The organism is Paenibacillus polymyxa, assembly GCF_018614975.1.
Taxonomy (GTDB): domain Bacteria; phylum Bacillota; class Bacilli; order Paenibacillales; family Paenibacillaceae; genus Paenibacillus; species Paenibacillus polymyxa_E.
The window spans coordinates 32,604-56,795 of sequence record NZ_JAGGNR010000057.1; the positions used below are offsets into that span (position 1 = coordinate 32,604).

The 24,192-nt window shown below is 46.7% G+C and carries 25 protein-coding genes; 11 read left to right on the forward strand and 14 right to left on the reverse strand.

The window, feature by feature from the left end; translation table 11 throughout:
* Positions 1-90: 90 nt before the first annotated feature.
* The 6 genes from J7E78_RS28115 to J7E78_RS28140 form a co-directional block, all read right to left on the reverse strand.
* Positions 91-726, reverse strand: a complete 636-nt coding sequence (locus J7E78_RS28115; protein WP_215080020.1) for a VOC family protein — start codon at positions 724-726, stop codon at positions 91-93.
* Positions 723-1,181, reverse strand: a complete 459-nt coding sequence (locus tag J7E78_RS28120; protein ID WP_215080021.1) for a VOC family protein — start codon at positions 1,179-1,181, stop codon at positions 723-725. The genes J7E78_RS28115 and J7E78_RS28120 overlap by 4 nt, the downstream gene beginning before the upstream one ends.
* Before the next feature lie 46 nt (positions 1,182-1,227).
* The gene (locus J7E78_RS28125; RefSeq protein WP_215080022.1) at positions 1,228-1,803 is read right to left on the reverse strand and encodes an NADPH-dependent FMN reductase; all 576 of its coding nucleotides are present in this window, start codon (positions 1,801-1,803) and stop codon (positions 1,228-1,230) included.
* 188 nt (positions 1,804-1,991) lie between these two features.
* A complete protein-coding gene (locus tag J7E78_RS28130) occupies positions 1,992-2,726 on the reverse strand; it encodes a response regulator (RefSeq protein WP_251035314.1) in 735 nt (244 codons plus the stop codon).
* Between the two features lie 18 nt (positions 2,727-2,744).
* Positions 2,745-4,457, reverse strand: a complete 1,713-nt coding sequence (locus J7E78_RS28135; RefSeq protein ID WP_251035315.1) for a GAF domain-containing sensor histidine kinase — start codon at positions 4,455-4,457, stop codon at positions 2,745-2,747.
* Positions 4,458-4,512: 55 nt separating this feature from the next.
* Positions 4,513-4,995 (reverse strand): ArpU family phage packaging/lysis transcriptional regulator, encoded by a 483-nt coding sequence (locus J7E78_RS28140; RefSeq protein WP_215080023.1) that lies wholly within the window; start codon positions 4,993-4,995, stop codon positions 4,513-4,515.
* 752 nt (positions 4,996-5,747) lie between these two features.
* Between J7E78_RS28140 and J7E78_RS28145 the strand changes: the two genes are divergently transcribed.
* The 3 genes from J7E78_RS28145 (at position 5,748) to J7E78_RS28155 (ending at position 8,619) form a co-directional block, all read left to right on the forward strand.
* Positions 5,748-6,188: a helix-turn-helix domain-containing protein gene (locus J7E78_RS28145; RefSeq protein WP_311518169.1), complete on the forward strand. Its 441-nt coding sequence runs from the start codon at positions 5,748-5,750 to the stop codon at positions 6,186-6,188.
* A gap of 42 nt (positions 6,189-6,230) precedes the next feature.
* Positions 6,231-6,647 (forward strand): ImmA/IrrE family metallo-endopeptidase, encoded by a 417-nt coding sequence (locus J7E78_RS28150; protein WP_215080025.1) that lies wholly within the window; start codon positions 6,231-6,233, stop codon positions 6,645-6,647.
* Positions 6,648-6,819: 172 nt separating this feature from the next.
* A complete protein-coding gene (locus tag J7E78_RS28155; RefSeq protein WP_215080027.1) occupies positions 6,820-8,619 on the forward strand; it encodes a 5'-nucleotidase C-terminal domain-containing protein in 1,800 nt (599 codons plus the stop codon).
* Between the two features lie 598 nt (positions 8,620-9,217).
* Here the strand turns inward: J7E78_RS28155 and J7E78_RS28160 are convergent.
* Positions 9,218-11,002 carry a proline--tRNA ligase gene (locus tag J7E78_RS28160; protein ID WP_215080029.1) on the reverse strand — a complete coding sequence of 595 codons (1,785 nt, stop codon included), beginning with the start codon at positions 11,000-11,002 and terminating at the stop codon, positions 9,218-9,220.
* A 485-nt stretch (positions 11,003-11,487) separates the two neighbouring features.
* Between J7E78_RS28160 and J7E78_RS28165 the strand changes: the two genes are divergently transcribed.
* A complete protein-coding gene (locus J7E78_RS28165; protein ID WP_017690193.1) occupies positions 11,488-12,159 on the forward strand; it encodes a 3'-5' exonuclease in 672 nt (223 codons plus the stop codon).
* Between the two features lie 67 nt (positions 12,160-12,226).
* On the opposite strand, the gene J7E78_RS28170 is transcribed toward J7E78_RS28165, so the two are convergent.
* The 3 genes from J7E78_RS28170 to J7E78_RS28180 all read right to left on the reverse strand — a co-directional run bounded on the left by J7E78_RS28170 (position 12,227) and on the right by J7E78_RS28180 (position 14,429).
* Positions 12,227-13,198 carry a helix-turn-helix transcriptional regulator gene (locus J7E78_RS28170; RefSeq protein ID WP_215080031.1) on the reverse strand — a complete coding sequence of 324 codons (972 nt, stop codon included), beginning with the start codon at positions 13,196-13,198 and terminating at the stop codon, positions 12,227-12,229.
* A gap of 151 nt (positions 13,199-13,349) precedes the next feature.
* The gene (locus J7E78_RS28175; RefSeq protein WP_215080033.1) at positions 13,350-14,054 is read right to left on the reverse strand and encodes a hypothetical protein; all 705 of its coding nucleotides are present in this window, start codon (positions 14,052-14,054) and stop codon (positions 13,350-13,352) included.
* Positions 14,055-14,261: 207 nt separating this feature from the next.
* On the reverse strand, positions 14,262-14,429 hold the full coding sequence (locus J7E78_RS28180; RefSeq protein WP_215080034.1) for a hypothetical protein: 168 nt from the start codon (positions 14,427-14,429) through the stop codon (positions 14,262-14,264).
* A gap of 333 nt (positions 14,430-14,762) precedes the next feature.
* On the opposite strand from J7E78_RS28180, the gene J7E78_RS28185 reads away from it, so the two are divergent.
* The 6 genes from J7E78_RS28185 to queF all read left to right on the forward strand — a co-directional run bounded on the left by J7E78_RS28185 (position 14,763) and on the right by queF (position 19,015).
* Positions 14,763-15,218 carry a hypothetical protein gene (locus J7E78_RS28185; RefSeq protein WP_215080036.1) on the forward strand — a complete coding sequence of 152 codons (456 nt, stop codon included), beginning with the start codon at positions 14,763-14,765 and terminating at the stop codon, positions 15,216-15,218.
* A gap of 18 nt (positions 15,219-15,236) precedes the next feature.
* On the forward strand, positions 15,237-15,941 hold the full coding sequence (locus tag J7E78_RS28190; protein WP_036668803.1) for an AIM24 family protein: 705 nt from the start codon (positions 15,237-15,239) through the stop codon (positions 15,939-15,941).
* A gap of 427 nt (positions 15,942-16,368) precedes the next feature.
* Positions 16,369-17,049: a 7-cyano-7-deazaguanine synthase QueC gene (queC, locus tag J7E78_RS28195; RefSeq protein WP_215080081.1), complete on the forward strand. Its 681-nt coding sequence runs from the start codon at positions 16,369-16,371 to the stop codon at positions 17,047-17,049.
* On the forward strand, positions 17,046-17,537 hold the full coding sequence (gene queD, locus J7E78_RS28200; protein WP_215080038.1) for a 6-carboxytetrahydropterin synthase QueD: 492 nt from the start codon (positions 17,046-17,048) through the stop codon (positions 17,535-17,537). Before queC ends, queD begins: the two co-directional genes overlap by 4 nt.
* Positions 17,538-17,664: 127 nt before the next feature.
* Positions 17,665-18,375, forward strand: coding sequence for a 7-carboxy-7-deazaguanine synthase QueE (queE, locus tag J7E78_RS28205; RefSeq protein WP_215080083.1), 711 nt, complete (start codon positions 17,665-17,667; stop codon positions 18,373-18,375).
* Positions 18,376-18,523: 148 nt separating this feature from the next.
* Positions 18,524-19,015, forward strand: a complete 492-nt coding sequence (gene queF, locus J7E78_RS28210; RefSeq protein ID WP_036668798.1) for a preQ(1) synthase — start codon at positions 18,524-18,526, stop codon at positions 19,013-19,015.
* A gap of 329 nt (positions 19,016-19,344) precedes the next feature.
* Here queF and J7E78_RS28215 read toward each other — a convergent pair whose 3' ends face one another.
* Positions 19,345-19,557: a hypothetical protein gene (locus tag J7E78_RS28215; RefSeq protein ID WP_215080040.1), complete on the reverse strand. Its 213-nt coding sequence runs from the start codon at positions 19,555-19,557 to the stop codon at positions 19,345-19,347.
* 252 nt (positions 19,558-19,809) lie between these two features.
* On the opposite strand from J7E78_RS28215, the gene J7E78_RS28220 reads away from it, so the two are divergent.
* Positions 19,810-21,084, forward strand: a complete 1,275-nt coding sequence (locus J7E78_RS28220) for an MFS transporter (RefSeq protein WP_215080042.1) — start codon at positions 19,810-19,812, stop codon at positions 21,082-21,084.
* A 124-nt stretch (positions 21,085-21,208) separates the two neighbouring features.
* Here the strand turns inward: J7E78_RS28220 and J7E78_RS28225 are convergent, their stop codons facing one another.
* The 3 genes from J7E78_RS28225 to J7E78_RS28235 all read right to left on the reverse strand — a co-directional run bounded on the left by J7E78_RS28225 (position 21,209) and on the right by J7E78_RS28235 (position 23,777).
* The gene (locus tag J7E78_RS28225) at positions 21,209-21,697 is read right to left on the reverse strand and encodes a YbaK/EbsC family protein (RefSeq protein WP_215080044.1); all 489 of its coding nucleotides are present in this window, start codon (positions 21,695-21,697) and stop codon (positions 21,209-21,211) included.
* A gap of 58 nt (positions 21,698-21,755) precedes the next feature.
* Positions 21,756-22,601, reverse strand: coding sequence for an EcsC family protein (locus J7E78_RS28230; RefSeq protein WP_215080047.1), 846 nt, complete (start codon positions 22,599-22,601; stop codon positions 21,756-21,758).
* 195 nt (positions 22,602-22,796) lie between these two features.
* A complete protein-coding gene (locus J7E78_RS28235; protein ID WP_215080049.1) occupies positions 22,797-23,777 on the reverse strand; it encodes a glycoside hydrolase family 43 protein in 981 nt (326 codons plus the stop codon).
* Between the last annotated feature and the right edge of the window lie 415 nt (positions 23,778-24,192).

A 24,192-nucleotide genomic window follows, 5' to 3' on the forward strand; every position in this document is an offset into this window, starting at 1 on the left:
AACTACCCTGTAATTAATAAATAGAGCGTTTACTTCTATAACATGATGGAATTGATCCACATATGCCCGTTTTGCCCTGGAATGCAAAGTTTAGCCAATTCGAAGCTTGCCCACACCACGGATAGATACTTCCAGCGGATAGATCTGTGCTTTTTGCTTGGAGAAATACCACGTCCGATCCTTTTTCACCAAAATAAACAGACCGTGCACATCCCCTACAGGGGCAAAAGTATCACTAATCTCACCCCAGCGCGCGAGTCCAATCCGCTGAAGTTCATTCACCGTAGACAGAACATCATCCGTCACCAGTCCAATCTCGCACACCTGTAATATGTCGTTAGCAGAGAAGTTATGGTCATTCTCGTTCTGAATACGATGATGAGCAATCAGCTCGATAATATTGCCTGCCGGATCTTCGAAATAGAGAGAATGAGAGTTCCAATTAGCAAAGTACGTCTCATCCCGATCGCCTTCTCTACTCAAAACAACACGTGATGCAGCCCACTTCTTCGCTTGCTTGAACCGATTCGTTGGAATCAACCAGGCAACATGATAGAAGGGCTCTTGATCTGTTTCGCACTGCTTGAAAATAATATTCGTCCTTCCAACCTGCAGGTTGAAGGCCTGATCCGTCTCACTGGATACCTCCATTCCCAACGTATCGCGATAAAAATGCTTGAGGTCCTCCAGCCGTGCTGTATATAACTGTAATTCTTCGATCATCATACGCTTCTCCCTCGCATCTCCTCCCACTGACTCCATGGCACCATGCCTAGCTCAGGCTTCGCTTCATCCGGGAGCATGGCGATGAATTCAAGCGAATGACCATCCGGATCGGTAAAATATACAGATACCGCAGGCATCCAGCCGAAGACGTACAGTTCACCAATATCATCATCCAGGAAGTTGCTTGTCTTGATCCCTTTGTTCTCCAAGTGAGCCACCGCATGTTTCATATCCTCCAGAGATACATGAAAAGCAAAGTGCTGACGCTGCACCTTAGAAGGTTCCTTTTGCCACAATCCCAGCATGGCATTGCCTTTCCCACCGATCCAGTAGAAGGAGTTCCCGCGTTCTTTCTGCCGATAGGCATGGGGTAAACCCAGGACCGTTTCATAGAAATGATGGGATCTCTCCAGATCTGTCACGTTTAGATGTGTTTCAAATATGCCTGTAATCATAATGCTCAACCTCTTTTCCTTTTCCCATTTTCATCTTCGTTTGTTCTCAACTCATGGATGAATTCCGCGCATTCGTTAACGTCTGGGCCAGATTCAAAAACGATCCAATAACCCGCTGCACCCGGTCCTCTATATCCTGACTGCCTTCGTACTCCTCGTATCCGTCAAACGTCGCTTCGAATCGTCTGCGTTGTGCACCCCCAATGGATATCCACTCTTGGGCATTGATACCATGCAGATTGCGAACAATCGCTTGCAGTTGTAAAAGAGAACTTACTCCCACCGCTCCGCCAGAGGAGCTGATGGACAGGACGGGCTTGCCACTGAAATGAGCCTGACTCAGGTGATCCAGTGCATTTTTGAGCACACCGCTAATACTGCCGTGATACTCTGGTGTAGACAAGATGATGGCATCAGCCGCGAGCATACGTGTATTCAGGTCTGCCAGATGTTCATGATCCGCCTGCTTTTCATCTGGTGCGTAGAATGGAAGTGGTGTCTGGTACAGATCAAACAGGCTGGCCTGATGTCCCTGACCCCGAATAATCTCCACCGCATACTCTCCCAAACGTGTACTGGTTGCATTGTTCCGATTACTGCCAGCCAAAATAACGATATTCATCAAAGTCACTCTCCTTGGATTTTTTATAATTCAAACTCTCATGTTTCAACCGATCTGTTATTTCTACTCTTATCTTACCTTTTTTTTGCATCCAAATCGTCAGCAGATAGACTTAACTTGAAATACCAAAAAACTCAACCTTTAGGTTGAGTTTATACGACTTAAGGTTGAACATATGTCGGAATTGGTCAGACGACCCAGCCATTTCTTACGGCATGAAGAGCCGCTTGTGTCCGATCCGCCAGCCCCAGTTTGTCGAGCAGATGACTGACATGGGTTTTGACCGTTTTTTCGGTGATGACCAATTGGACTGCAATCTCCTTGTTGCTCAATCCTTGAGCAATCAGCCCCAAAACCTCTTGTTCACGGCGAGTGAGCATATCCAGACCACCTAGGGACGCTTCAGTGGATTTCCTCGTCTGCTTCAGCTCTTGAAGTTGACTGTCTGCTGACTGATCTGCCGTTATATGCTGTGGTTGCTGTTCATTGATGGACCAATCGGATGAAGCCATCACATGCATCAATTGACCCGCTGCGGCGGGATGCAATTCTACCTGACCTGCATACACATTGCGAATGGCCACAGCCAGATCCTCCGGTTCAATATCTTTGAGCAGATACCCCTTCACCCCCGCTCGTACAGCAGGAACGACATGATCCTGATCCGAAAACGATGTGAGTACAATAATTCGCGTTGCTGGCATTAATGCACGCAACCGTCTGGCTGTTTCAATTCCATCCATGACCGGCATATGCAGATCCATTAATACCACGTCAGGTTTTAACGCTTCCGCCTGTGCCAGTGCTTCCTGCCCGTTCGATGCTTCACCAACAACCTCCATGTCTTGCTGTGTGCTCAAAAAAACGTGCAACCCTCGTCTCACCATCGCATGATCATCTGCGAGCAAAATCGTAATCGGCATCTCTTCTTCCCCCTGACTTTATACAGAATCGAACGGAAGTGGAATGACTGCCGTTACTGTTGTCCCCTTGCGGGAAGAACTCACTATTTCTAAGCTGCCCCCGAGCGATTGAGCCCGTTCCTTCATAATGGACAGGCCAAGGGAGCTTCCAGACGATGCTTTTGGCCTTTCCGCACCACCTTTCCCCTGATCTGTGACGGTGAACACCACTTCATGATCACTTAACTTGAGGATGACCTCAGCAGAAGGAACATCAGCGTGTTTCCGTACATTATTCAGCGCTTCCTGACCGATTCGCCACAATGCTTCTTCTATATTACGCGGTAAAGACCGCATTCCCGTCCGATTCAACACCACTTGAAGACCCTGGCTGGTGCCGTATTCCTGTAGTGCATGGAGCAGCCCTGCTTCCAGTCCCGCGGGACGGAGCTGCATAATCAATACACGCATTTCCTTGAGCGCCTCCTGAGACAAAGCCCGAATATCCTTCATCGCTTCCGCTGCCGGGTGCAACTGCTCGGAGCCGGATAACATACTTTCCGCGCCTTTAGCAGTTAACGATAGTGAAAATAAAATCTGATTAACCGAATCATGCAGATCACGTGCCAACCGGTTTCTCTCTTCCAGTCGTGCAAGTTCGCGGCGATTCTCCGCCAGCTTCAGACTCTCCCATGAGGCAGCAATATGTTCGGCCAATGCCTCCAACACTTCACGGTCCGCCTGCGCAGGACCTGATGTTCCTATTCCGATCACCAGAATTCCCGTTTCCCCTGGCGTATGGTACGGAAGGGGAGCAGCAATCCCCGAGGCAACGGAATTCATAGCCTGGTCAGGCTTGCACAGGGTAAATATCTCAGCGATCTCTGTCCCAGACAGAGATGTAGCACGATGATTATTGATTACAAGGTTCATATGGCTCGTCACTTCTGAAGATAACGGAGTACTTGATAACGTTCGAACCTTATCATCTGCATAGGTTGCCTGCACAACAAACATTCCGTTTTTCTGATGAATGATTGTAACAAAAGGCCAATCATAATGCTGCCCAAGCAGCTGTACAACTTTTAAAGAAAATGCATCAGAGTTGCTGCATTCGTTCACTGCAAGACCCAAGGCTGTGCTGAACTCCCCCAGCTTGGCATACAGATCAGCTCGTCGCTGCTCCGCACGATACAATCTCATCCGCTCTATCGCACTACCAATCTGGTACGCCACACCCTGCAACAGTGCCAGTTCACTGTCGCTGAAATGTTCCTTGGCTGGCGCAGCCACGTTGAGCAGGCCGAGCATCTTCTCCCCTGACCTTAACGGGACGGTTGCATGATGGGTAATATCATGGGTATCTCCCCATTGGAATTCCACCGCATCCTCCAAGCGTTTACAGTTAATGATGTTGACCGCATGATTGAGTCGACCGTCCTTGAAACGGTTCACACACCAGCAGGTGCCCGTTCGCATTGGCTCTTTATCTTTACGTAGTAATGCCGGGGGCAGATTGTAATCCGAAACACAAGTATAGTCTCCACGTTCATTAATCAGAAACATCCAGCCTGCCGTTAATCCGGTCAACTCCAGTAATTTGCCGACCACAGTATCCAGCATGAGGCTCAGATCATTTGACGTATTGAGCGTTTCCGCGATTGTCTTCAACGTGACCATTTCCTGCATTCCGACTTCTTCCGACATGGCAGATTTCTCTCCTTTGGCTAATGCCAACTGTGGTTTGTTCAACTATTGTAACCAATCCACCTTGGATATTAAAGGATCAACTTCTTCAATCGCTCACTCAGCCCAGCTTCTGGCGCTCTTTGCGGGACACAGACAAAGGCTCCATATTAATCAGACCTCGATCTGACAGAGCCAGCGCCATTTTGTAGAAAGCACGTGTACGAATCTTCGTATACGTATCCTTGCTGACAGGTGGATCAAACACATGGTTATACACTTTATAGTCAAACACATCATCATCTTTCAGATATCGTTCACATACGAGTACACGTTCCTTTTCACTCAGCCGGGACACAACAAAATCAATCGTATCGCAATATGCCTGACGCGCGCGCTGCACGTCCACATTGTAGATCGCCGTTCTCGCCGTGGTATCCCCCGTCACATTGGTTGCACCGTGGAAACGCTCGGCATAACTTGCCGTCACCATAACCTCTCGTTCTTCAAATGCAATCGTTTTATAGATTCGATATTTCTCCAGCGCAGCTTCAACAGCCGTTTGCGTTTTGCGTCGGTCTAATTCGGGCAGCATCAATTCCATATTTATCTTCCTCCTCTAATATTTTTTACTCCATTCATATCTCTCACTCTATCGTTCACGTCATGTTGTTTTGCCATCATTTTTTGCACGATGGAAAAACGCTCTTATTCATAGAATTGTCCAGTTTCCTAAATAAATAACGACATGTCTTCAATTTCCCCCTGTTGCCTTTTGGAATCACTCCAAACCGCGATAATGCGGGGAATTCCACTTTCAGAAGTTGATTTCAAAATATACACTCCGCCTTAACTTTACATTATGTTCGTATATTGTTCGTATTTCTATTTGAGGATACCACTTTCTGGAGATCGGAGTAAACCTTCATTTTCGTTCGTTTTGACGATAAAATAAAACCTTCGCTCTCATTTCCTATGCCTTTTGGCATAATTGTTTCATATCTCTTTACCTAATGGTATATATACGTTATAGTACTGTTTAATTAATGAACTTCCGTATAAGTCATTTGTTTTTTAATATTAAGGAGAGATCTTTGAAATATGTGTTAATGTACTTACCAAGAGCGAACGTAGTGGAGGAGACGGAATCGATTCTGAAGAAGCAAAGCGTTCGCCTTTATCAACGGAATTCACCCTTTAGAAAAGGGAAACAGGAAATCCGGGGATAACAGCGATCAAAAGAACGATCCGAATCCGGAACGGCGCACCCGCAGAGGTTTAGGAGTTAACGCATTCAACTTTCTTCTTAATATTAATTTCAAGCACTTGTACGAATCAAAGGAGTTGGCATAAACTGTGGAGCACGCTTTTGGTCCTTATATGAAACAACTGCGCGAGCAACAGGGATACAGCATCAATCAGCTCGCCGAAGCAGCCGGAATAAGCAACTCACAGATTTCACGTATTGAGAATGGGGTTCGGGGTGTACCGAAACCAGCGACCATCCGCAAAATTTCAGATGCACTCTCGGTCCCCTATACAGAGATGATGAAGCAGGCCGGTTATATTGAACCAGGGAGTGCTGCTGAACTTCAGGATGTACCGGAATGGGCGACATACAAAGACCGTCGTGATTTCAAAAAGATGCTGGAGGACGATGATGATCTGATGTTTGACGGCATTCCACTCGATGAAGAAGACAAGAAACGAATTAAGGATGTGCTGACAGGTCTGTTCTGGGAAGCCAAACAGATGAACAAACGCAAAAAGACAGACGAACCGGAAAATCGCCCATGAGGCATGACCAACTGAATTTAATGAGGCAGCAGGTGAGATCATATGGATGACATTGTAACAAAGCTGATTCGAAAACACCGGACCAACTGCCCGTTCAGCATTGCCCGCGCGGTTGGAATACAGATTCGTTTCACCAATTTGGGGAAGTCCACCAAGGGACTGTACTTTCGCAAGCTCCGGCGCAGATTTATCGTCATACACAATGATTTGCCGCCGGAATGGCAGCGGTTCGTATGTGCCCATGAGCTTGGCCATGATCGACTTCATAAAGGAATCAATCGATTCTTTTTGGAGGAGCATTCCTATTTTGCTCCAGGCAAGCTGGAACGACAGGCCAACCGGTTTGCCATTCAACTGTTAACCTCCGGAGTAATGCCTGAGCCGGATGAATCTCTGGAGAAATTCTGTTTGCGAACCGGACTGCCGCGTGAAGCGCAGCATTTTTTTTACACCACTTAAGAACATATGTTCTTTATTGAGATTATATTTTCCAACAACAGATTTACATGTCACTTTCAGGTTACCTATTTTTACTTAATTCGCGAGATTTCCTAATAATAGTCTGTTAAAATACTACGTGAGCTGTGTAAGCGCTCAAGTAAATTATTAATTGGGGAGGTTTCGGATTCATATGAAAATCTGGAAGAATTACGTTTCACTTCTGCTAACGGTCTGTTTGCTGTTTGGCAGTGTAGGTATTGCCGCGGCTGCAACGGACACCACTCCGGGCACAGGCAAACACATTACCATTCTACATACGAATGATACGCATGCCCGCGCAGTTGAATCTTCACCTGCTATGGGTTTTGCCAAAGTAGCTGGAATCGCTGACAAATATCGCAGCGAAAACCCGAACACACTCTTGCTTGATGCGGGAGATGCTGTGCATGGTACAACGTTTGCCACTCTCGTGAACGGTGAGAGTATCGTGAAACTCATGAATGAAATGGGCTACCAAGCGATCGTACCGGGTAATCATGAGTTCAACTATGGCTCGGATCGCCTGCTTGAGCTGGCGGACATGATGAATTTCCCAATGATTAGTGCCAACGTGAAGAAAAAAGACGGAACTCGTCTCTTCGATCCTTACCTGATTGAAGAAATTGATGGTGTAAAGGTTGGAATCATTGCCCTATCTACACCTGAAACGATGTACAAAACGAATCCGAAAAACGTAGAAGGTCTTGATATTACAGACCCCTCTGCGGAAGCTAAAGTTCTGGTGAACGAGATCCGCAGCAAAGTAGATGTTGTTGTGGTATTGGGACACCTTGGACAAGACGCGTCCAGCACGGATACTAGTTTAAAAGTAGTTAAAGAAGTTCCTGGCATCGATATATTCATTGATGGTCACAGCCACACAATACTGCAGGACGGTCTTGTATCCGATAACGGAACATTGATCGCAAGTGCAGGAGAATACACGAACTACGTAGGTGTCATCGATCTGTGGGTAGACGGTGGTAAAGTAACGAAGAAACAAGCAACATTGATTGATGAAACTGAAGCAAAAGACATCAAACCCAATGAGAAAGTCGCGGCTCTCGTGAACTCCATTCAAAAAGAACAAGAGCCTATTTTGAAAGAAGAAGTAGCCAATACAGCCATTCTGCTGGATGGTAAACGTGAACAGGTACGTGCAGGTGAAACCAATCTGGGTGACCTGCTTGCAGATGCGATTCGGGATGTCAGCAACGCCGATATCGCCCTGACTAACGGTGGTGGTATCCGTGCTTCCATTGAAAAAGGTATCGTAACCAAAGGTGATGTTATCACTGTGCTTCCATTTGGTAATCAAGTGGTAACCCTTGAAGTGAAAGGGGCCGATATTCTGGCAGCCCTTGAAGTCGGTGTAGGTTCCTACCCGGAACCAAGCGGTGGATTCCCGCAAGTATCTGGAATCAAGTTCAAAATCGACACTTCCGCTGCAGAAGGTAGCCGTGTACATTCCGTAACCGTTGGCGATAAAGCTCTTGATTTGGAAGCAACATACACGCTGGCAACCAATGATTTCACTGCTGTTGGCGGTGACGAGTACACCATGTTCACCAAATATGCTACAACAGGTATGTACGGCGCGTTGGATGAAGCGTTGATTAACTACATGCAAAAGCTTGGCGCTGTAGACATCAAAACAGATGGTCGGATCAGTGAAGCGAAAAAACCTGCAGTAGAGCCAGAAACTCCGGCAACAGAAACACCAGCTCCAACCAAGCCAAAACCAGAAACACCAAAACCGGAAAAACCGTCTAAGCCGACGCCAAGCAAACCAGCTCCAGCCAAACTGCACGTTGTTAAATCCGGAGATTCCCTGTATTCCATCTCCAAACAATACGGCACAACTTGGCAGGCATTGCAAAAGCTGAACAATATCAAAAATCCACACTGGATCTATCCAGGTCAACAATTGAAATTACCAGCAGCTTCTTAAGCTCCGCAAAGCAAAGTTCATATAGGCATGATCGCTTATAAGGCGCAACAACATAACGAATCTAACTTGTCACAACATAAAGGGTGTCCCCCAAGCCAGATCACTGGTTAAGGGGACACCCTTTTGTATCTCAGTTCTTACACCTCAATCCACATCAGGCATGAACATTCCCTGTGGACATATCCTGCTGATCCTGACAATCACCTGAGGCAAAAATAAATCCCGTCTAGGCCTTTATGGACCAACCTCATCATATGCCTTCGAAACCGAACTATATAAAAAGTCTCCGGAATTACCGTGTTCATGCAGTTATTGTACATTTAATATCGACATTTCTGTCTACTCAACATTGCATACTTGCACATAAATCTGCCTGAGTAAGATCATCCTCAAATCCTTAATCATAAAATCATTTGTATACTAAATACATATGTCCACATATAGTTATTTCGTATGATATCACTCATAAAATCCTACCAAATTGCATGCCTATAGCCCTCTTTTTCATGCTCACATTGGAATTTCAGCAATCAAAATCATCTACCGCATCATATTCGGTACTATTATATGAACTCATATATTCAGCCAATCCCTGAATTTAGGAAGTGAGCTGTTCCTTCACATAAAGCACAGCCTCCTGTGCCGTCAAAGCAATTCGTTTCGATTCACCTGATGCTGCAAGTGCGTGTGATCCCAGTTCGACCTGCCCTTCTGCAGCTCCTCGGCCAACAACGATCTGCACAGGCAATCCGATCAGCTCCGCATCCTTGAATTTCACACCCGGACGTTCATCCCGATCATCAACCAATACCGTGTAACCGCCATCGATCAATTGTTGCTCCAGTTCGAGGGTGAGCTGACGCTGCTGCTCATCCTTCCAGCTAACCGGAATCAGATGCACATCATATGGCGCCACAGCAGCAGGCCATCTTATGCCATCATCTCCTGCATACTGCTCAGCTATAGCGGCCATCAGACGGGATACGCCAATACCGTAACACCCCATGACTGGCGCGCACTGCCGACCATTACGATCCAGGAATGAAGCGCCCATGGCATCACTATATTTCGTCCCCAATTTGAAAATATGGCCAACCTCAATACCTTTGGTAAAACCAAGTGGTGATGCACATGTTGGACAAGCATCCCCTTCCGCAGCAAAGCGGATTCGTTCTACTCGCTCCAATGCAAAATCAATGCCTGGGCGTACGCCGGAAACATGCACATCCATTTCATTGGCTCCTGTCATTGCACTCTTCATCACTGCCACGTCAGCGTCCACCACCATCGGCAGATTTAGTCCAATCGGACCCAGAAAACCTACCTTGAGATTTGGATGTGCCGCAATGGCTGCATCGTCTGCAAGGGTCAGTTCCTCTGCACCCAACACCTTCTTAAATGCGATGTCATTCAGTTCATGATCTCCACGTACAAGGGCAGCGACGAGCTGATCGTCTGCCAGATAAAGCAGTGTTTTGATCATATGTTCAGCACCTTTACCCACAAAAGTGCTTAACTCTGCAATCGTACGAACGCCTGGTGTCGAGATGCGTACTACGTTTTCCGCTCCTGAATGTTGATCCGTTTGAAGCGCGGAGTCTGCACTCGCGGAGACGGCTGGAACTTCCAAGCTTCCTTCTTTTTTCTCAATATCTCCCGAAATCTGATAACCCGCTTTCTCCAGATTCGCAGCATATCCACAATGTTTGCAGGTTACAATTGTGTCCTCACCTACATCAGCTAGAGCCATGAACTCGTGTGTTTCTCCTTGACCACCAATCGTTCCTGCGTCAGCCTCAACACGGATATAGTCCAGACCACAACGCTTCAGAATGCGACTATAAGCTGTATTCATCGCCTGATAGGTCCGATCAAGCTCTTCCCAATCCGAAGCAAAGGAGTACGCATCTTTCATGATAAATTCACGACCGCGCAGCAATCCAAATCGAGGACGGCGTTCATCCCGGAACTTGGTTCCGATCTGATACAGAGTGAATGGCAGCTTACGATACGAGTTCACCTCATCCCGCGCTAACGCAGTTACAACTTCTTCATGTGTTGGTCCAAGAGCAAATTCCCGTGCATGACGATCCTTCAGACGCATTAATTCAGGACCATATTGTGTGTACCTTCCGGACTCTTCCCACAGTTCGGCTGGCTGCATAATTGGCAGCAATACTTCCTGACACCCTGCACGGTCCATCTCTTCTCGAACGATCCGTTCAACGTTTAACAAGATACGCCTTCCGAGAGGCAGGTAACTGTAGATCCCTGCTGCCAGTTGGCGAATCATGCCGGAACGTAATAACCAGCGATGTCCCGCAGCATCTGCCTCCGCTGGCGCTTCACGTAATGTTGGAACAAGCATTTCACTTTGACGCATCTGGACACACTCCAATCTTCCTTTTTGTTATCAAAATACGGCGTATAAACAGCAAAAAGACACATCCGTCAAGGGACGAATGTGTCGTGGTACCACCCTTATTTAACTGCAAATTAATCCGTTCGCAACCTATGCGATCTGTGACATGCAGTCCTACGGGGCATAACGGGCCCTGGCCGGCGGAGGTTGCAACCCTGGATGGGCATTCTCTTCCGCAGCTCGCGAGGTAGGAATTATGAAGCAGCTACAGGAACCTTGCACCACACTGTTCCCTCTCTGTTGAAGCTGGCTTGCACAATCATGTCCTCGTTATAACGCTGTTATCATTTTTGATCACATTAGTTCATTTACAAGAAATTGTCAACCACACCGAGTTACATACAGTACAATGAATTTCACAACGATGGCTGACACGACAGCGCGTTCCCTGTAATATAGAGAAATAGAATATACCCTTGGTATGAATTGATAAAGGAGCTTGTCCTATGCCATATATTATATATGATCTTGAATTCACGGTAAGCCGCAATACTCGCTATTCTTCTGAAATTATTGATATCGGTGCCGTCAAAGTTACGGAAAGTGCGGATGGATTGGTCGTAACGGATACGTTCCATACGTATGTTCGTCCTTCCAATAAGTCTGTTCTGTCCACTGACACGATTCAGTTTACAGGTATCACGCAGAAAGATATTGATGCAGCCCCTCTTTTTCCGGCAGCACTGAATCAATTCATCGCCTGGATGGGAAGTGACCCCTATTACATGTGTTCCTGGGGACCCGATGACCGCAGCAAACTGATCTCTCATTGTCGCACCCATCAACTTGATGTGGCCTGGATCACCAATCATAACGATCTCCAGCAACAATGGTCCCGCACCGTTCGCAAAGAAGGTAAATTCCGTCAACTCGGACTCGCTCAGGCTCTTGAAATTTGCGGCATTGAATTCGATGGTACCCAGCACCGTGCCTTGGATGATGCCATCAATACAGCCAAGGTGTTTATGCATCAATTTGACCGATTCACTCTGGAAAACAACTGTGCAGCCGATGATGAGGGCATTACATCCAAGGTTGTCTATTCCAGCTCCACAGAAGATGAAGAGAAAGAATCACCATTTGGCAATCTGGCAAGCCTTTTCAAAACCAAAGAGTAACCGTCCACAGCACAGTACTTATGGGTGTTTGAGCATCTTTGTTCTTGATTTAGATTGCATGCTTATCTCAACTTTTATTGTACATTTGTTGCCAATCATTCAGGCGTTCTTTCATCTTGATGCGGCAGATCTCCGGTTCGAGGATTTCCGCATCAGGTCCATATTTAGACACCCATATGAGAATCTCCTCAACATCACTTAATATGGCTTCAAATAACAGACTGCCTTCCGGTTCTATGGTTAAGATGGGGCTTATAAAGAATTGCTCCTGCGTCACACGCTCTACAGCATGGGGTGCAAATCGAATTTTGAACGCAGTCCACTCCGTATTTCCCTCGTATGCCCAAGGAATGCGGAAGTGCGATTGTATCAGATATTCCTCTTTGCGAAACGTGCGTGGCAATATCCGTATCTTTTGCAGCCGGCTCATCTGAAATATTCGAAGTTTCTCCGACAGGTGACAATACCCTAACAGCTCAAATCTGTATTCACGAGGGATAAGACAGTAAGGGTCTATGCGTACGATCCCTTTTTTACCTTGAGACAGATATTCCCCTTCAATGGTGTTCTGTGAAATGCCAGCCTGAAGCAGGGCAATCAGGGATTGATTCTGTGAATCGTTGTTTTCATTTTGCCATGCGGGCAATCCCGCTTTGAATAATCCACTAATTTGCTCCGACCATTCCACTCGTTCTGTTTTGTTTTTCTGACTCGAAGCAACCACTTTCTCATAAGCGCTCTCAAAAGCAGGTTTCAGCAAAGGACGAATATTCTCCATAACTTCAGCAAGATGCATGAAAGCTTGGGCTTCTTCATCAGACCAGTTTAGCGGATACATGGCAAAATGGCTGATAAACATGTACCCTTGTCCGTGTCCCATATTGGCAATCGGGATATGCATTGCACTGAGGGCCTCCATGTCGCGATATATCGTCCTTTCCGTTGTCTCGCATCGCTGGGCAAGCTCACGTGCCAGAATGCCCGGCTTGGCTTGCACTAGCGTGATAATGCGCATTAATCGGATTAGTCGGTCTGTCATTTTGCCGGACCCTCCACGATGTTGTTTCAATAAATTTGATACAACTCCATCCATTGTTTAATATGATATTGATACATACATTCGACCTTCTCCTAAACTTCACCTTCAAATATGTAGACTCTCTCTATACCGTTATTTTCTGAAATCAACCCTATTCCCCTAATATCTTTTTTTCACGATCATGATATCCTGTTGTAAAGGTGATCCCGTAGTGATAACGCAGCTTTTCAACGATCTCGGCTTCCGCGTAATAGTCCAGATCTCGCTTCCGCGCAGCTTCAATTAACAATGCATCAGCATGGCGACGCAACATATTACTTCCCTCCTGAACCCGACCTCTTTCGTAGGCGCGCAGGGCTTGTTTGATCAGGGGCACGGTTTCACTTAATTTAATCGTCTTCTCCACCTTGGGATCTTCCGGCTGTCGCAACATGCCCAGATGACTGGTGTACTGAATATACAACTGTTCTCTTCGTAACAATACACGTTGACTTTGCTTCAACTTCCTTGTGCTCCAGTAGGCTGAACATACGGCAGCTTTTCCTGATGCACGGGGTCCCATGACGAATTCAAGCAAAATTTGTTTACTCTCTCCCTTGTACATATCCCCAAGCCTCAATAACCAGCCAATATCCGTTTCTTTGGAACGACATCCATAGATGCCTTTTAGCTGTACTCCATATTCCGGTTTGAGCAAAAGTTCCAAATCTCTTGATACAATTTTGGGTGCTATTTTCCTAAGTCTTTTGGCAGGGGCACCGTTACGCCACTCTACCATCATATATACGGGGTCGGCTCCCCCTGTCGGTATGGCCTCTTTATTCCACGAATAAGATACTTCAAAGACTGAGTTCACTGGTAGTCTCTCCCCCGATTTATATGTATTATCTTCTAAGTTATCAGGGTGAATGGACACTATATTGTCACGGAACACATGTTCTCATTAAATTTTTCCAATATATTAGTTTTATATCCCTTAATCCGTCTCAATACGACAATAAACGACGAAAAAGCCTGGCGCTATGCCAAGCTTTTCAATCACTTCTCTATGACAAGTCCCAAATTAAACAGTAGGACGACCGATTCCCATTTTGTGTAAATGTTGTGCGCCATCTGCTTCGTTTACCGGTGCATAGGTGACACTGTCAATGACCAGCTTACGCCCTACTGGCTCTCCATTAACAGTGATCATGATCGTTTTGGTTGATGTGTTCTGATCTGTTGTGTACATATGTTTCTACTCCTTCATGTTCACGATCTTATATTCAATCGGATATATTGGTATCGTTCATTAAATTGCGTATTTGTGAATAGCATGCACCCGGAGCTGAAGTAAAAGATCTGTTAAAACGGTCCGGTGTGCTTGCCTATCGTTCTATTACCCCACAGATTTATATGCTAAACAGCTCTGTTCTTAAATAATTTTTAAATATTTCGGGTAATAAAACGATATCATCTTGAACCCATCGTCCCGGTTTTGACGTATAATGTAAGAGCCGTATTTCAACAATAGACGACGAATTCGGCGATTGATCTATCTAACCGAAAAAAAGAGGTGTTAACGATGCCAAAATCCATTCAGGGTTATTTCATTCGAGTGTTATTCACCACATGCATTCTATTTACCGTTTCGATCGCTTCGACAGTAAGTGCAGCCAGTGCCAATATTTTTACGGATATATACAGCGGATGGGAGCGAGTCTCCGAACTGCCCGGAGAAGTGAGCGCTCTGCAGGAAAGTTATAAACAAACGATGGAGCAATTAAATCAAACGTCCGCTCAGTTGGGACAAGCCCAGGCCAATGTCGAAGCATTTAAGACCCAGAACGAACAACTGCTGGCTCAGAACCAGAAACTCACTGAAATGGTAAGTAAGTTACAGGACGACCAGAATGCCAAAGCAGCTGCCACCAAACGAATTCAGACGATGATCATCACTGTCGTTTCTCTCATATTGGGTTACTTTGTTCTGATTCGTGTGATGCGCTGGGGAATGCGTCGCCGTTCCGGCCGAGTATAAAAGAACAGGAGCAACTGCATGAACATACACCTGAACAATGCTGAAGCAGGCGGAGCTGGACAAGTCGTCACATTCTCGCTGATCAAAGATGACCGCCTTCATATTTTGCATCCGCAGCAAATTGTGGCCTTCCGCGGTCCAAGTGGGAGTCGCAATGATAAATTCATGAATATCACGGGCATATATCGCAAAAAAAAGCTGATTAAATCCGAAATTACCGGACCTTGCCAATTTGTGGCCGCCCTGCCTCCCGGATTCACGATGAAGGAAGTGGAGCTCACGGAGGACAGTGATCTGCTCTATGACTTCCGCCACCTGTTCTTCTACTCTGATGGTGTAACCATGCATACCAAAATTCAGAAAATCAAAAACATGCTGATCACCCGTGATGCAGTGAAAATGAAATTTTCCGGCAAAGGCAAAATCGGATTGCTCACTCAAGGTCAGGTCTGCCAACAGGAATTACACCCAACAGCACCGCTGTACGTGGATGCCGGCAGCATCATTGCTTATCCCGAAAATGCACATCTGGAACTCACCGTATATGGTAACAACCTTGCCAGTCAGCATATGAATTATCATTGGAAGATGACAGGACATGGATCGGTACTCTTTCAGGCTGGACGTGAGAACCACCGCTTGGAACAGGATCTTAACGATGAGGGACTGTTCAAACGAATTCTGAAAGAAGTGATCCCTTTTGGCAATGTATTGATCAAATAAGCTGTTAGTTGATGGAGCCGACCGATTAGTTGCCACTATGCTCCAGTGGGGTGGTCACCACGCGGTTTCATGTTATAATGGTTCAGACAATTGAAGAAGAAAATCCATGCCCTAGGACGTGTCTGAGAACTCCGAAGTCAGCGAGTTTTGAGACACGCCCTACGGCATGGGAGAGGTTCGCGAACTCCCTCTATAAGACTTATACTGACCATGTAATGGTCAGTATAAGTCTTGCGTACACGTTGTGGTCACCATGCAATCATGTACGTAAAAAACTAAGGACACTTACTCTTGCCTGCTTTTTTGAAACGGTTATCGAGAAGGTGTGTTTTTTGATGGATGCCAGTTCATGAACTTCTCTGTTCTTCCGACACGCTATGCCTATGTGCATAGTTTGATCTTAAGAAGATGGAGAGGTTTTTTTATGTTGAACGAAGAAAAAGCAGTCGTTGTATTCAGCGGCGGTCAGGATAGCACCACGTGTCTGTTCTGGGCCAAACAACAGTTTGCCGAAGTCGAGGTTGTTACATTTGATTACGGTCAGCGCCACAAGCTGGAGATTGAATGTGCAGCGGAGATCGCACGTGATCTGGGCGTACAGCAAACGGTACTCGATATGAGCCTGTTAAATCAGCTTGCACCCAATGCCCTCACTCGCACGGATGTGGAGATTACACATGAAGAAGGCGAACTGCCGAGTACATTTGTAGATGGACGGAATCTGCTGTTCCTCAGTTTTGCGGCCATTATGGCAAAGCAAAAAGGAGCACGTCACCTGGTTACAGGTGTATGTGAGACGGATTTCAGCGGATACCCGGATTGCCGGGATTCATTTGTGAAATCGATGAATGTGACGCTTAACCTGTCGATGGACTATCCATTTGTCATTCATACCCCGCTCATGTGGCTGGACAAAGCCCAAACGTGGAAGATGGCTGATGATCTCGGTGCTTTTGATTATATCCGCGAGCGTACCCTGACCTGTTATAACGGCGTGATCGGCGATGGATGCGGAGAATGCCCTGCTTGCAAACTGCGCAAAGCCGGACTGGATCGTTATGTACAGCAACGTTCTGCTGCTGAATCGGCGGGAGTGGATGTACGATGAGAGAGCCGGGAACATTCCGTATTGTAGAGCATCTGCAACGCATCGGAGAAGATATTCTCCCCACCCAGCTGCGCTATCACCGCAAGCGTGTGCTTGTAAGCAAAGAATTTACCTTTGACGCTGCACATCACCTGCATTGTTACGAAGGCAAGTGCAAGAACCTGCACGGTCACACGTATAAAGTGATCTTTGGCATCAGCGGTTATCCGGGTGAGACCGGACTGACGGTTGATTTTGGACATATCAAGGATATATGGAAAACTCAGATTGAAGGTTATCTGGATCATCAGTACCTCAACGAAACACTGCCTTTAATGAATACAACGGCTGAAAATATGGTCGTTTGGCTGTTCGAACAGATGGAACATGCGCTCCAGACGGAACCCTATGCCGGGCTGACCGATGGTGGGCAGACGGAGTTTGTCCGACTCTTCGAGACACCCACCAGTTACGCGGAAGCGAGACGGGAGTGGATGATTGATGAGTAGTGTGACACACCAGAAGCTTGCCTCGTCAAGTAACGACGGCCGCAAAGTCAAAGCTTCATCCGATGCATCAATTGCGAAGCAGCAGGTGAATGAGACGGGATCTCGCAAAGAGGCTCGTATCCCTGTGATGGAGATTTTTGGTCCGACGGTTCAAGGCGAAGGCATGGTCATCGGACAAAAAACGATGTTTGTTCGTACCGCGGGCTGCGATTATCGCTGCTCCTGGTGCGACTCGGCCTTTACCTGGGACGGCAGTGGCAAGGACCAGATTCGGATGATTACGCCGGAGGATGTATGGGCAGAATTGCGCCGCGTGGGCGGCACGCGTTTCTCCCATGTCACGATCTCCGGCGGTAATCCCGCCCTGCTCGCTTCGCTGGGCGGGTTGGTTGCGCTGCTGCGGGAGAATGGCATCCGCACCGCGGTGGAGACGCAGGGCTCCCGCTGGCAGCCTTGGCTGGCGGACATTGACGAAGTCACCGTCTCGCCCAAGCCACCCAGCTCCGGCATGGACACGGATTGGGCCGTGCTGGATGATCTGATCGAACGGCTCGCCGCTGGCCCGGTAGAACGAAGTCACAGTCTGAAGATCGTGATCTTCGATGAGACAGACTTGGACTATGCCCGCCGTGTGCATGCACGGTATCCGGGCACGGATTTATTTTTACAAACCGGGAACCCGGATGTGACTTCCGCGGATACGCCAGATTTAGCGTCCTCGCTGCTTGCTCGTTATGAGTGGCTGATTGACCAAGTCAGTGCTTCCGATGAGCTTAACAATGTTCGTGTGCTTCCACAGCTTCATACGTTGGTATGGGGCAACAAACGCGGCGTTTGATGGACAGTATGGGTGGAATGGGCGGCATAATGTAAGGATGAGGACGAAATGTCCTCAGAAAACAAGAGAATTTAACAGGCGAAATTGCCTATTCATATATACCGCGAGGCTTCGGGCTTTGACGGAAACAAGGAGCGTTTAATAACCGATGAGACAACCTGATGAGATGCAAGATGTGACGTTGCTGGGCAACCAGAACGTAAAATATACGTTTGAATATGATCCTGGGATCTTGGAGAACTTCGATAACAAGCATCCATACCGTGATTATTTTGTGAAATTCAACTGCCCGGAGTTCACCAGCCTGTGCCCGATTACGGGTCAGCCGGACTTTGCAACAATCTATATCAGTTATATTCCGGATGTGAAAATGGTCGAAAGTAAATCACTCAAGCTGTACCTGTTCAGCTTCCGCAACCACGGTGATTTCCACGAGGATTGTGTGAATATTATCATGAACGACCTGATCAAGCTGATGGACCCCCGCTACATCGAAGTATGGGGCAAATTCACACCGCGCGGCGGCATTTCCATTGACCCGTATACGAACTATGGTAAGCCGGGAACAAAGTACGAGCAAATGGCCGACCACCGTATGATGAATCATGATATGTATCCGGAGACGATTGATAATCGTTAAACTGAGCCAAAAGCCGAACTCTTCTATATAAGTTGAACTAAAGATTATTTACACTGACACTACGATGACAGAACAACCTTTCAATCGCTGTTATCCCCAGATTTTTTTCCATTCCCTTTTCTTAAGGGGAAAATCCGGGGATGGCGTATGCTTCCGATGCAGCTTTCTTTCAGAAAGCTTTTAGGCGAACGCTTCGCTTTTTCAGGTTTTTTCTGTCCTCTCCGTTATCGTGTAAATGATTAATTCAGTTTATATAGCTTAAGAAGTTCGGCTTTTTAGTATAAACCTTTAGAAACTCAGTGTCTCGTTGCAGTGGGATCGCAGTGCATTCAAGTAGATTGATCATTCTTTAGTTCTTTGACTTTTTTGACGTAATGTCTCAACATAAGCACACCAATCGATTGAAAAATGGCAAATATGACGATAGCAGCAGATAGAGATTTCGTTGCTACATAGATAGCCTGAAACGTTATTACAGCCATATACAAAATAGTCATCACCAACTCACGTTTGGCGGATTCATAAGGTGATAAGGATTTCATATCCATCCCTCCTCTATCCTTCTTACACATAAATATGGGTCTTCTTACAGTAGATGCTAAAGTAATACGTTTCTTTTGTAAATGTAATGTTAGAAACAAACACCTCAGAAATAGAGTTCAATTCATCAAGTTTTCCCTTGTTCCCCTTGTCGGTCCAATCAATCTATCCTATTATGTAACAATATGCTTACACGCATAGAATACAACATCAGGCGCTGATCCCTCGTGACCGCGACCAAAGGAGAATTGTACATGTCTACACAAACCTCATTAACCAAGGACGCCACAGTGCGTTCGAAAAACCCACCCGGATTGGATGCCCAAAGCACCGTTTACCGGATACTCATTGCCATCAGTTTGGTTCATCTGTTCAATGATTCGATCCAGTCGGTCATTCCCGCCATTTTTCCGATTTTGAAAGATTCTATGCATCTCACGTATACTCAGATCGGATGGATCTCATTTGCTATTAACTTTACCGCATCCATTATGCAGCCTGTCGTAGGCTGGTTTGCTGATAAAAAACCGACGCCGTCCATTCTGCCCATCGGTATGGGTTTTACATTTACCGGCATGTTGCTGTTGGCCTTCGCCGACAGTTATATGGCTGTCCTGATCTCGGTTATCTTTGTCGGTCTGGGTTCTGCAGCTTTCCATCCGGAAGGTTCGCGGGTATCCCATATGGCTGCTGGTCAACGCCGTGGACTGGCACAGTCCATCTTCCAGGTTGGTGGTAACGCTGGGCAATCCCTTGCCCCATTGCTTACACGCTGGATCTTCATCCCGTTTGGACTGTTCGGTGCCATTGGATTTACAGGCATTGCTGCCATGGGGATTGCAGTTCAGATCTACATTGCCCGTTGGTATGGACGCATGTTGCAATCGGGAGGATACCTGCGTAGACAGGCTGCTGCTCGTCGTGCACCCAATCCTGCTTTGCGTAAAAAGATTACTGCCGCCATTACGATATTAATCTTACTTGTCTTTGTCCGTTCATGGTATATCGCTTCCATCGGCAGCTTTTATGCATTTAATCTGAAAGATACTTTTGGATTGTCCACAGAGGACGCGCAGATCTATATCTTCTTGTTCCTGGCTGCCGGAGCACTGGGCACGTTCTTCGGAGGACCTCTTGCGGATCGATTCGGCAAACGTAATCTGATTTTCCTGTCCATGGCTGGAGCTGCTCCGCTGGCTCTGTTGCTGCCCTATGCGAACCTGTTCTGGACAGGCGTACTACTAACCATTATTGGTTTTATCATGTTATCCAGCTTCTCAGTTACAGTGGTATATGCACAAATGCTGATTCCGGGCAAAATCGGAACAGTTTCCGGTCTAATTACTGGTCTGGCATTTGGTATGGGAGGCCTGGGCGCACTCGTGCTGGGCAACTGGATTGACGTTTTCGGAGTATCACCTGTGATGCAGATGTGCAGCTTCCTGCCATTGCTCGGGATCTTCACGTTCCTGCTTCCATCCGACAAATTACTGAATATCTGGGCCAAAGAAAACGGTAGTGAAGAGTAACCTACATTTGCAGCCTGAATAAAAAGTTGAACCACAACAAAAAGGTTCCAGCCATCTCTGTATATACAGAACAGCAGGAACCTTTTTGTTATATATGTTTTTCTCGTATTTAGCTTCAAACGTATTATTCAACGTCACACATGATAACGCTGCTGCCATGAGCTGTAATCAGTTCCTTCACATCTTCAAATCCAAGGAATACCGTCGCCGTATTTTCCATGGGATGAATTCCGATTTTCTGACCAACTAAATCCTTGTCAAAAACTACGGTCACGTTTTTCTGTATATTATTGAAAACCCCCATTGGATTTACATGGCCCTTTTCCAATCCGAGCAATTCCAACAAATCCTTTTCACTGGCAAAACTTAATTTGCGGCTAGGTATCTTTTCGCTTAAACTTCTCAAATCAACTGACTTCGTCCCAGCAATCGTCACCAGATAATAGTTGCGTTTCTTGTCATCACGCAGAAACAGATTTTTAACGATACGTTCTGTATGTGGAATTTGATAAGAGAATATTTCTTCCATCGTATATACTGCGGGATGTTCAATACTCTCGTAAACGATATTATTGCGATCCAAAAGATCATAGAAACCCTGTTTGTTTAACATATCAACTTCATCTCTTTCAATATAAATTTTCTTCTCTAATATTACTTCTTCTGTAATATTACTTCAAACGCTGAAGGATCAGCCGTTTTTTGTACAACATTTTTCCTGCTTCAGCTACATCTCGAATTGTATTTTTGTTGCTCACCGAACCAAACACCATGCCGGCAATCGGCACGAGTTGGAACAGCTTCTTCCAGCCGAAAGATTCACTGTAGGAGTTAAACACTTCCCGCCACCCCTGCATCTGCGATACCACTTCAATGGGCTTGTCCGGATCATCGTATGCGGCCAGTTCTTCGATAATCGCTTTCTTACCTACAATATCTGCGGAAGAGAATTGCAGACATTTGACAATAAAGATGCGCTCCAGCGGTTCATCCGGATCATAGCCGTAACATAGTGCCATCTCCTGCAGTACTTTCAGAGAAAGCCCCATCACCATGGGAATATCTGCTGCAATGGTTACAATGCCACCAAACCCTGTAGCTGCTCCCTGAGCCGCGGCAAACTTCGTTCGACTCTCAGTAATGTTATCAGCCACCTGGTCCAGCACCTGAAGTGGCAGATTCTCTACACTATGAACCTTCGCTGTCCCCTCCGCTTCAGCATCCTGCTCCAGACGATCGGTCGTATCCATCATGGAATAACCGGACTTCTCAGCTTCCTCTTGCAGCAGCCTGGCTACTTTTTTCTTCTGTACGAGGAACTTGCCTCCATTCTGCACATACTGACCCACGTCGTTCAGGGAATCTCCGATCTTCTGTTTCAGCGCTTTAGGCATCACTTTATCCAACATCGCAAAGGGCAAACGCCCGATTTTATCCCAAATAAACAAGTCTTTCTGTTGTTTCTCCCATTTCAAAATCTGTTCAAGTTCCTTGTCCAACGTCTCCCGTGAATCCATATGTGATCCTCCTAACAGGTTCTGCATCGTAATCTGTATCTTTCTCATACGCAGAAATCATCGTTGTGGTTGCTTTGTTTTGTGTCCAGGACACATATGTTCAGACCGCTCTATCTTATCGCTCACATACAGAAGAGCCCTTAATCAGCATCACTCGCTAACTAAGGGCTCTCGTATGAAAGGTTTCACGACCTCTTATTTTGCTTCAGCTACTGCGCTGCCATCCGGTGCCGGAACACCGAAATCAGGTGTGCCATCTTCACGCCAATGAATCACTTGAGCACGGGCGTGACGGTTCGGATCATACAAGGGATCACCCTCGATGTCTTTGTAATTACGCGCATGATAAATCAGAATATCGGTCTTGCCATCCGGTGATACCGTAAAGCTGTTATGGCCTGGACCGTATTGTCCGTTCGCTTCACAGGTCTGGAACACCGGCTTGGGTGACTTCACCCAACTCGCCGGATCAAGCAGGTTGTCATCTTCATCTGCGGTGAGCAGACCCATACAATAATTGTAATCGGTCGCGCTTGCCGAGTAGCCGATAAATAACCGTCCATTGCGATGCATCACGGCAGGGCCTTCATTCACCTTAAAGCCGATGATTTCCCAATCGTACTCTGGTGTAGAGATCATGACCTGTTCGCCGCGTAGCGTCCACGGGTTTTCCATCTCGGCAATGTACAGGTTCGAGTTGCCTACAATATCGGGATCTTTCTGTGCCCAGACCAGATAGCGGATTCCCTTATGTTCAAAGGTTGTTGCATCCAGCGCGAATGATTCCCACCGTGTGTGTATCTGGCCCTTTTCTACCCACTCTCCTTCGAGTGGATTCGCGGAATCGTTCTCCAGAACATACATCCGGTGATCGAACAGGCCTTCGTTGGTCTCACTGGTGTGAGCCGCAGCGTAATGTATGTACCATTTTCCATCGATAAAATGAATCTCCGGTGCCCAGATGTTTGCACTCATCGGCCCCGTGTCACGCTTCGTCCAAGCCGTTACGGGCTCAGCATCTCTTAACTCTTCCAACGTCTCTGCTCGCCGGATCTCAATCCGATCAAAGGCGGGCACGGAAGCGGAGAAATAATAGTAACCGTCAGTATGACGGTACACCCATGGATCAGCTCGCTGCTCCAGAATGGGATTAGTAAATGTAATAGAATCTGTCATGGGAATGCTCCCCTTTCAAATGTTGTTTGGCTCGAAGTTGGGGAATGTAACCCAATTGCGAAAAAAGCGAAAACCCTTTTGGGGTGGTGCACAGCGGACGTTCGGGGGGTGGCAGGGCCTTGGTGCTCTCTTGTCCTCCGATTTCTTTTCCCTACCGCTCTCTGCGGTTGAAATCGGATGCCAAACTCGCTCCTGCTGCTCCTTCCTCCCCCTCACTGCTTGTGCACCCTTGGAGCGGCAGCTCGCTCTTACCGCGCTCGCTGGGTTACAACCTCACTTCGAGCCTTTTAGTTGGCTCGGTTTTATGGGGTCGACCGCTACGCAGGGTCGACTCTCCCCGTATTTAGAGCATGATTGGCCTCAGACATAGGCCAGCACAGATAAATCTTGAGTGTCTATCTGTGTTAGCGCGCAC